The sequence below is a fragment of the Mycolicibacterium flavescens genome, assembly GCF_001722335.1.
Taxonomy (GTDB): domain Bacteria; phylum Actinomycetota; class Actinomycetes; order Mycobacteriales; family Mycobacteriaceae; genus Mycobacterium; species Mycobacterium flavescens.
The window spans coordinates 128,639-138,184 of sequence record NZ_MIHA01000016.1; the positions used below are offsets into that span (position 1 = coordinate 128,639).

Here is a 9,546-nt window from a genome sequence, read left to right on the forward strand (position 1 = left end):
GCGAAGCAACTAACCTGGCAGGCGTGGCAGCGCTCGACAAAGAGGTGCGGACGCCGCGGGCCCGGATGACCGGCGCCGAGCGGCGCCATCAGCTGATCGACATCGCCCGTTCGCTGTTCGCCGAACGCGGCTACGAGGGCACCTCGATCGAGGAGATCGCGCAGCGGGCCAACGTCTCCAAACCCGTCGTCTACGAGCACTTCGGCGGTAAGGAGGGGCTGTACGCGGTGGTGGTGGACCGCGAGATGTCGGCGTTGCTCGACCGGATCACGTCGTCGCTGACCCGGATGACCAACAACCGCTCCCGGCTGCGCATCGAACGCGTCGCGCTGGCGCTGCTGACCTACGTCGACGAACGCACCGACGGGTTCCGGATACTGATCCGCGACTCCCCGGCGGCGATCACCTCCGGCAGCACCTACTCGACGCTGCTCAACGAGGCCGTCAACCAGGTGTCGTCGATCCTGGCCGGCGACTTCTCGCGGCGCGGCCTGGACGCCGAGATGGCCCCGCTGTACGCGCAGGCCCTGGTCGGGTCGGTGTCGATGACCGCGCAGTGGTGGCTCGACGTGCGGGAGCCGAAGAAAGAGGTCGTGGCCGCGCACCTGGTCAACCTGTGCTGGAACGGGTTGATGCATCTGGAGAAGGACCCGCCGCTGCTCGACGAGTGAGCCAGGTCACCGATTTGTCTGCTCCGACAAGCACTTCGGCGGTCACCCCGAGGTGGTTGCTTAGGATGGAGTCATCATGACCGCATCGGGGACCGTTCTCGTCCCAACCCCGATCGCGGGGCTTGTCGAACTGGCACGCAAGGATCCCTCGCTCGAGGAGATCGGTCGTCGCGCCGCCGACAGACCCGCCGATCTCACACTCGTCGGCCCGGCCAGTGCCCGGGTGTTCGTGGCGTGCGCGCTCGCCGAGGCGGTGTCCGGCCCGCTGCTGGTGGTGACCGCCACCGGACGCGAAGCCGACGACCTGACCGCCGAACTGCGCGGTGTGTACGGCGACGCGGTCGCGCTGTTCCCGTCGTGGGAGACGCTGCCGCACGAGCGGCTCTCACCCGGCGTCGACACGGTCGGCGCGCGGATGATGCTGCTGCGCCGGCTGGCCCACCCCGACGACGCACGGCTGGGGCCGCCGCTGCGCGTCGTCGTCACCACCGCACGGTCGCTGCTGCAGCCGATGGCGCCCGACGTCTCCCAGGTCGAACCGGTGACCCTGACCGTCGGCGTCGACACCGACTTCGAGGCGCTGATCGCCCGGCTGGTCGAGCTGGCCTACACCCGCGTCGACATGGTCGGCAAGCGCGGCGAGTTCGCGGTCCGCGGCGGCATCCTCGACCTGTTCCCGCCGACCTACGAGCACCCGGTGCGCGTCGAGTTCTGGGGCGACGAGGTCTCCGAGATGCGGATGTTCGCCGTCGCCGACCAGCGCTCGATTCCCGAGATCGACATCGACACCGTGGTCGCGGTGCCGTGCCGCGAACTGTTGCTCACCGAGGACGTGCGGGCCCGCGCCGTCGACCTCGCCCGCGAGCACCCGGTGCACGAGAACACGCTGCCCGGCTCGGTGCCCGACATGCTGGCCAAGCTGTCCGAGGGCATCCCGGTCGACGGTATGGAGGCGCTGCTGCCGCTGCTCAAGACCACCGGTGACCCCGCCGAACTGGTCACACTGAGCGGCCAGCTGCCTGCGGGCACCCCGCTGCTGATCTGCGACCCCGAGAAGGTCCGCACCCGCGCGGCCGACCTGATCAAGACCGGCCGCGAGTTCCTGGAGGCGTCCTGGTCGACGGCGGCAGTGGGTGGGTCGGCGCCGATCGACCTGGAGCGGATGGGCGCCTCGGGTTTCGTCGAGTTCGACGACGCGCGCGCCGCGGCCCGCGCCGGCGGGCATCCGTGGTGGACGCTGAGCCAGCTGTCCGACGAGGCCGCGCTCGAGGTCGCGATCCGGCCCGCCCCGTCGGCGCGCGGATCGCAGACCAGCATCACCGAGATGTTCGCGATGCTGCGCGCGCACGTGCTGACCGGCGGGCACGCCGCCGTCGTCACCCCCGGCACCGGCACCGCGCACCGCGTCGTCGAGCAGCTGCGCGAATCCGACACCGCCGCAGTGTGTTTGGACCTGGGCGAGGACCTCAGGGACGGGGTCGTCAGCGTCATGCAGGGCCCGCTGCACGACGGCGTCGTCATCCCCGGCGCGAACCTGGTGGTGCTCACCGAGGCCGACCTGACCGGTAACCGCGCCACCGCCGTCGAGGGCAAGCGCCTGGCCGCCAAGCGCCGCAACGTCGTCGATCCGCTGGCGCTGACGGCCGGGGACTTGGTGGTGCACGACCAGCACGGCATCGGCCGGTTCGTCGAGATGACCGAACGCGTGGTCGGCGGAGCCCGCCGCGAGTACCTGGTGCTGGAGTACGCCTCCAGTAAGCGCGGCCAGGCCTCCGACCGGCTCTACGTGCCGATGGATTCGCTGGACCAGTTGAGCCGCTACGTCGGCGGGGAGTCGCCGTCGCTGTCCAAGCTGGGCGGCAGCGACTGGGCCAACACCAAGACCAAGGCGCGCCGCGCGGTGCGCGAGATCGCCGCCGAACTGGTGACGCTGTACGCCAAACGCCAGGCCTCGCCCGGGCACGCGTTCAGCCCGGACACCCCGTGGCAGGCCGAGATGGAAGACGCGTTCGGTTTCACCGAGACCGTCGACCAGATGACCGCGATCACCGAGGTCAAGGCCGACATGGAAAAGCCGATCCCGATGGACCGGGTGATCTGCGGCGACGTCGGCTACGGCAAGACCGAGATCGCGGTGCGGGCGGCGTTCAAGGCGGTGCAGGACGGTAAGCAGGTCGCGGTGCTGGTGCCGACGACGCTGCTGGCCGATCAGCACCTGCAGACGTTCAGCGCCCGGATGGCCGGCTTCCCGGTCACCGTCAAGGGGCTGTCGCGGTTCACCGACCCCGCCGAGTCGCGGGCCACGCTCGAAGGCATGGCCGACGGCAGCGTCGACGTCGTGATCGGCACCCACCGGCTGCTGCAGACCGGGGTGACGTGGAAGGACCTCGGGCTGGTCATCGTCGACGAGGAGCAGCGCTTCGGCGTCGAGCACAAGGAGCACATCAAGTCGATGCGCACCCATGTCGACGTGCTGACCATGAGCGCCACCCCGATCCCGCGCACGCTGGAGATGAGCCTGGCCGGCATCCGCGAGATGTCGACGATCCTGACCCCGCCCGAGGAGCGCTACCCGGTGCTGACCTACGTCGGCCCGCACGACGACAAGCAGGTCGCCGCGGCGCTGCGCCGCGAACTGCTGCGTGACGGGCAGGCGTTCTACATCCACAACCGGGTGCGGACCATCGACCAGGCCGCCGCGCGGGTCAGCGCGCTGGTGCCCGAGGCCCGCGTCGTGGTCGCGCACGGCCAGATGCCCGAGGAGGTTCTGGAGAAGACCGTCGAGGGCTTCTGGAACCGCGAATACGACATCCTGGTCTGCACGACGATCGTCGAGACCGGGCTGGACATCTCCAACGCCAACACGCTGATCGTCGAACGGGCCGACACGTTCGGGCTGTCCCAGCTACACCAGCTGCGCGGGCGTGTCGGGCGCAGCCGGGAACGCGGCTACGCCTACTTCCTGTATCCGCCGGAGGTGCCGCTGACCGAGACGGCCTACGACCGGCTGGCTACGATCGCGCAGAACAACGAACTGGGCGCGGGCATGGCGGTGGCGCTCAAGGACCTCGAGATCCGCGGCGCCGGCAACGTGCTCGGCGCCGAACAGTCCGGACACGTCGCGGGCGTCGGCTTCGACCTGTACGTGCGCCTGGTCGGCGAGGCGGTCGAGGCGTACCGGGCCGCGGCCGACGGGAAAACCGTTGCGACACCGGAAGAACCGAAGGATGTGCGGATCGATCTGCCGGTCGACGCGCATCTTCCGCCGGACTACATCGACAGCGACCGGCTGCGGCTGGAGGGCTACCGGCGTCTGGCCGCCGCCGCCGACCAGGACGCGGTGGACGCGGTGGTCGACGAGCTCGTCGACCGGTACGGCCCGCTGCCCGAACCCGCGCAGCGGCTGGTCGCGGTGGCGCGGCTGCGGTTGCTGCTCAAGACGTACGGCATCACCGAGGTGAGCACGGTGTCGGAGGCGACGCTGCGGTTGGCGCCGCTGCAGCTGATGGATTCCCAGCAACTGCGGCTCAAGCGGATGTACCCGAGCGCGAACTACCGGGCCACCACGTCGACGGTGCAGGTGCCGATCCCGCGTGCGGGCGACGGCCTCGGCGCACCGCGGATCCGTGATCTTGAACTGCTGCAGATGGTGGCCGGGCTGGCGCTGGCCCTCGATGGAAAACCGCAGGATTCTATTGATATAACGAAGCTTGGGTCGGGTCAGGAAACGTTGCGATGAGGCACTCTGCGTGCGCAGCGTGTACAGCGAGGAGGTCATCGCGATGACCGTCGTACTGGTCGACCCCCGCCGCCCGTCGCTCATCCCGATCGACGCGATCGATCTGCTCACCGGTGATGTCCAGTACACCGAGGAGATGCCGATCAAGGTGCCGTGGTCGCTGCCCGCCGCGCGCCCGTGCATGACCGGCGACGACGACCGGGAACCCGCGCCGGTGCTGCTGTCGTCGGACCCGGAGCATCCGGCGGTGCGCTCGCGGCTGGCCGCCGGTGAGAAGGTGATCTCCGCCCCGGAGGCCGCGCCCGGCGAGCGGCTGGTCGACGCGGTGGCGATGATGGACAAGCTGCGCACCGCCGGACCGTGGGAGAGCGAGCAGACCCACGATTCGCTGCGGCGCTATCTGCTCGAGGAGACCTACGAGGTGTTCGACGCGGTGCACAGCGGCGACGCCGCCGCACTGCGCGACGAACTCGGAGATGTGTTGCTGCAGGTGCTTTTCCACGCCCGCATCGCCGAGGACGCGCCGCAGAACGCGTTCGGCATCGACGACGTCGCCGACGCGCTGGTGCGCAAACTCGGCAACCGCGTGCCCGCGGTGCTGGCCGGTGAGACCGTCACGCTCGACGAACAGCTCGCGCAATGGGAAGAACGCAAGGCGCTGGAGAAGAAGGACCGCACCTCCGTCGTCGACGACGTGCCGACCGGCCAGCCGGCGCTGGCGTTGGCGCAGAAGGTGATCGAGCGGGTCACCGCCGCCGGGCTGCCCGCAGACCTCATCCCCGCCGATGTCACGTCGGTCACGGTGTCGGCGGGCAGTGACGCCGAGAACGTGTTGCGCGCGGCGGTGCTGGCGTTCATGGACACCGTGCGCGCGGCCGAGCGGGCGATCCTCGCCGACCGGCGCGGCACCGAGGTGCCCGAGGAACTCGACGACGCGGCGCTCGACCAGGTCGGTGAGGACGAGTGGCGCGCGCATTGGCCGTCCGGTGTGGCCGACGAGACCGATGCGCACGACGAGACTGATGTGGCCGAGGACGCCGGCGTGACGGGTGAGGCTGGCGTGGTAGATGAGACAGAAACCGACCGAGCAACCGCGGATTCGGCGCGGTCCTAGTCGCTGATCGATCGTTTGCGCACCCGAATCGCTCCCCACGCTGAACCCCCGCGCCCCGCGCGCATGGGAACATGGGCATCGACCGAAGTTGGTTGAGGGGATTTGGTGTCACCGGTGCGTTGGATGCGCGCGGTCGCGGTATCAGGTGCGGCGGCGCTGCTGTTGGCTTCTAGCTGTTCGTGGCAGCTGGGCACTCCCATCCCGGAGGGAGTGCCGCCGCCACCGGGTGATCCGGTGCCCGCGATCGACACCTACGCCAAGGGCCGCCCCGCCGACCAGCTGCGCGACTGGGCCGCCGAGCGCGCCCCCAAGCTCGGTATCCCGCTCGGCGCGCTGGAGGCCTACGCCTACGCCGCGCGCGTCGCCGAGGTGGAGAACCCGGACTGCAAGCTGACCTGGACGACGCTGGCCGGGATCGGCCAGGTGGAAAGCCACCACGGCACCTACCGCGGCGCGGAGATCGAAGCCAACGGCGACGTGAAGCCGCCCATCCGGGGCGTGTGGCTCGACGGCACCAACGGCAACCGGGAGATCCTCGACACCGACGCGGTCAGCCACGACGGCGACTCCGAGTACGCCCGCGCGATGGGCCCGATGCAGTTCATCCCCGAGACCTGGCGGCTTTACGGCGTCGACGCCAACAACGACGGCAAGATCAGCGCCGACAACATGGACGACGCCGCGCTGTCGGCGGCCGGCTACCTGTGCTGGACGGGTAAGGACCTGTCGACGCCGCGGGGCTGGATGAACGCGCTGCGCGCCTACAACCTGTCCGACCAGTACGCCCGCACCGTGCGGGACTGGGCGACCGCCTATGCGAACGGACACCCCCTCTGAACACGCCTGTTGATCAGCGAGGCTCTAGGCTCGTCGGTTGACGCCCGCCACACACACGACCAAGGAGAAGTCACGTGCCCACAATCGATCAGGTCGGAGCCCGAGAGATCCTCGACTCCCGCGGAAACCCGACGGTCGAGGTCGAGGTGTTGCTGGCCGACGGATCGTTCGCCCGTGCCGCGGTGCCCTCGGGGGCCTCGACCGGTGAACACGAGGCCGTCGAACTGCGCGACGGCGGCTCCCGCTACGGCGGTAAGGGCGTCGAGAAGGCCGTCGAGGCCGTGCTCGACGAGATCGGCCCCGCGATCATCGGGCTGCAGGCCGACGACCAGCGGCTGGTCGACCAGGCGCTGCTCGACCTGGACGGCACCCCGGACAAGTCGCGGCTGGGCGCCAACGCGATCCTGGGCGCCTCGCTGGCGGTGGCCAAATCCGCCGCGCACGCCGCGGATCTGGACCTGTTCCGCTACCTCGGCGGCCCCAACGCCCACATCCTTCCGGTGCCGATGATGAACATCCTGAATGGCGGCGCGCACGCCGACACCGGCGTCGACGTGCAGGAGTTCATGGTCGCCCCGATCGGCGCCGCCTCGTTCAAGGAGGCGCTGCGCTGGGGCGCGGAGGTCTACCACGCGCTCAAGGCGGTGCTCAAGCAGCAGGGGCTGGCCACCGGCCTCGGCGACGAAGGCGGTTTCGCCCCCGACGTGGCGGGCACCAAGGCCGCGCTGGACCTGATCCTGTCGGCGATCGATTCGGCCGGTTTCGCGCCCGGCTCGGACATCGCGCTGGCCCTCGACGTCGCCGCCACCGAGTTCTTCACCGACGGGCAGGGCTACAAGTTCGAGAACGAGGTCCGCTCTGCCGAGCAGATGGGCCAGTTCTACGCCGGCCTGCTCGACACCTACCCGCTGGTCTCGATCGAGGACCCGCTGTCCGAGGACGACTGGGACGGCTGGGTGGCGTTGACGTCGGCGATCGGCGACCGCGTCCAGCTCGTCGGTGACGACCTGTTCGTCACCAACCCCGAGCGGCTCGAGGAGGGCATCCAGAAGGGCGCGGCGAACGCGCTGCTGGTCAAGGTCAACCAGATCGGCACGCTGACCGAGACGCTCGACGCGGTCGCGCTCGCGCACGCCAGCGGCTACCGCACGATGATGAGCCACCGCAGCGGCGAGACCGAGGACACCACGATCGCCGACCTCGCGGTCGCGGTCGGCAGCGGCCAGATCAAGACCGGTGCGCCGGCGCGAAGCGAACGCGTCGCCAAGTACAACCAGCTGCTGCGCATCGAGGAGAACCTCGGCGACGCCGCCCGCTACGCCGGCGATCTGGCGTTCCCGCGATTCGCCGTGGACGCGAAGTAGTCCGGTAGCCGGAATCGCCCGTGCCCGAAGCGAAACGGCCCGATCCGAGGCGCCGGTCACCGACCTCCCGACCCGGGAAGTCGGGCTCCGGTGGCGCGGGCAAGGGCCGTCCCCGCACGGGCGCGCGGCGGGAACCGCGTCCCGCCGAGGTACGCGCCGACGCCGAGGACACGACGGCGGACGACGCCGGCATCGTCATCCGCCGCTCGATCGCCGAGTCCGCGGAGCTGCAGTCCGAGCAGCGGTTCGGGTCGGCGGCGCGGCGCGCGGCGATCCTCGCCGCGGTCGTCTGCGTGCTGACGCTGACCATCGCCGGGCCGGTGCGCACCTACTTCGCGCAGCGCACGGAGATGCGCCAACTCAAGGCGACCGAGGAACAGTTGCGGGCCCAGATCGCCGAACTCGAACAGCAGAAGGGCAAATTGGCCGATCCGGTGTTCATCGCGGCGCAGGCCCGTGAACGCCTGGGCTTCGTGATGCCCGGCGAGATCCCGTATCAGGTGCAGTTGCCGCCGGAGGCCGTGGTGCCCACCGACCCGGACCAGACGCCGACGACGACCGACCCCGCGCAGCCCTGGTACACCGCGCTGTGGCACACCATCGCCGATGAGCCACACGGCATCTCGCCGGTGCCGCCGGTCCCGGACACCGTGGCACCCGGGCCGCTCAGCCCCCAACCCCCGCCCCCTCCCGGTGGTTGAGCAGTCCGATCTCGAGGCTGTGGCGCGGCAGCTGGGCCGCGAACCCCGCGGCGTGCTCGAGATCGCCTACCGCTGCCCCAACGGCGAACCCGGCGTGGTCAAGACCGCGCCGAAACTGCCTGACAGAACACCGTTTCCGACGCTGTACTACCTGACGCACCCGGTGCTGACCGCGGCCGCGAGCCGGCTGGAGTCCTCGGGCATGATGCGGGAGATGACCGACCGGTTGCGCGAGGATCCCGACGTGGCCCGCGCCTACCGGGCCGCGCACGAGTCCTATCTCGCCGAGCGCGACGCGATCGAGTCGTTGGGCACGACGTTCTCCGGCGGCGGCATGCCGGACCGGGTCAAGTGCCTGCACGTGCTGATCGCGCATTCGCTGGCTAAAGGCCCGGGAGTCAACCCGTTCGGCGACGAGGCGCTCGCGGCCCTGGCGCACGAGCCGGCGATGGCAGGCATCCTCGATCCGGAAAGGTGGACCGCATGAGCAGGGTCGGCGCGGTGGACTGCGGAACCAACTCGATCCGGTTGCTGATCGCCGACCGGGCCGACGGCGGGCTGACCGACGTGCACCGCGAGATGCGGATCGTGCGGCTCGGCCAGGGCGTCGACGCCACCGGGCAGTTCGCGCCCGAGGCGCTGGCCCGCACCGAGGCGGCGCTGGCCGACTACGCCGACCTGATGCGTGAGCACGGCGTCGAGAAGGTGCGGATGGTGGCGACGTCGGCGACGCGCGACGCAGGCAACCGCGACCGGTTCTTCGACATGACCGCGCGGGTGCTCGGCGCCGTGGTGCCGGGCGCGGTCGCCGAGGTGATCACCGGGTCCGAGGAGGCCGCGCTGTCGTTCCGCGGAGCGGTCGGCGAATTGGATTCGGCGGCTGCACCTTTCGTGGTCGTCGACCTCGGCGGCGGGTCCACCGAGGTGGTGCTGGGCCACACCGCCGAGGTGACCGCCAGCCACTCCGCCGACATCGGGTGCGTGCGGCTCACCGAGCGGTGCCTGCACTCCGACCCGCCGACCGCGACGGAGGTCGCCGCGGCCCGCGACGTGGCGCGGCAGGGGCTGGCCGACGCGTTCCGCGCGGTGCCGGTCGAGCGGGCCCGCACCTGGGTCGGCA

The 9,546-nt window shown here is 70.5% G+C and carries 8 protein-coding genes; all 8 read left to right on the plus strand.

The annotated features are described in order from the left end of the window. The first annotated feature begins 65 nt into the window (after positions 1-65). On the plus strand, positions 66-671 hold the full coding sequence (locus BHQ18_RS20610; protein ID WP_069415514.1) for a TetR/AcrR family transcriptional regulator: 606 nt from the start codon (positions 66-68) through the stop codon (positions 669-671). 76 nt (positions 672-747) lie between these two features. Continuing rightward, entirely contained in the window at positions 748-4,410 is a 3,663-nt protein-coding gene (gene mfd / locus BHQ18_RS20615; protein WP_069415495.1) for a transcription-repair coupling factor, read from the plus strand. Positions 4,411-4,453: 43 nt separating this feature from the next. Further along, entirely contained in the window at positions 4,454-5,524 is a 1,071-nt protein-coding gene (locus BHQ18_RS20620) for a nucleoside triphosphate pyrophosphohydrolase (RefSeq protein ID WP_069415515.1), read from the plus strand. 102 nt (positions 5,525-5,626) lie between these two features. Next, positions 5,627-6,361: a lytic transglycosylase domain-containing protein gene (locus tag BHQ18_RS20625; protein ID WP_234794251.1), complete on the plus strand. Its 735-nt coding sequence runs from the start codon at positions 5,627-5,629 to the stop codon at positions 6,359-6,361. Positions 6,362-6,435: 74 nt separating this feature from the next. Further along, a complete protein-coding gene (gene eno / locus BHQ18_RS20630) occupies positions 6,436-7,725 on the plus strand; it encodes a phosphopyruvate hydratase (RefSeq protein WP_069415497.1) in 1,290 nt (429 codons plus the stop codon). Positions 7,726-7,745: 20 nt separating this feature from the next. After that, entirely contained in the window at positions 7,746-8,426 is a 681-nt protein-coding gene (locus BHQ18_RS20635) for an FtsB family cell division protein (protein ID WP_069415498.1), read from the plus strand. Next, on the plus strand, positions 8,419-8,913 hold the full coding sequence (locus BHQ18_RS20640) for a DUF501 domain-containing protein (protein WP_069415499.1): 495 nt from the start codon (positions 8,419-8,421) through the stop codon (positions 8,911-8,913). Before BHQ18_RS20635 ends, BHQ18_RS20640 begins: the two co-directional genes overlap by 8 nt. After that, a partial coding sequence (locus BHQ18_RS20645) for a Ppx/GppA phosphatase family protein (RefSeq protein WP_069415516.1) occupies positions 8,910-9,546 on the plus strand: 637 nt, incomplete at its 3' end. The genes BHQ18_RS20640 and BHQ18_RS20645, both read left to right, overlap by 4 nt.

Excerpts from the sequence above, each read along its gene's own strand:
- BHQ18_RS20610 (WP_069415514.1), top strand. The coding sequence starts at position 66 with ATGACCGGCGCCGAGCGGCGCCATCAGCTGATCGACATCGCCCGTTCG.
- mfd (WP_069415495.1), top strand. The coding sequence starts at position 748 with ATGACCGCATCGGGGACCGTTCTCGTCCCAACCCCGATCGCGGGGCTT.
- BHQ18_RS20620 (WP_069415515.1), top strand. The coding sequence starts at position 4,454 with ATGACCGTCGTACTGGTCGACCCCCGCCGCCCGTCGCTCATCCCGATC.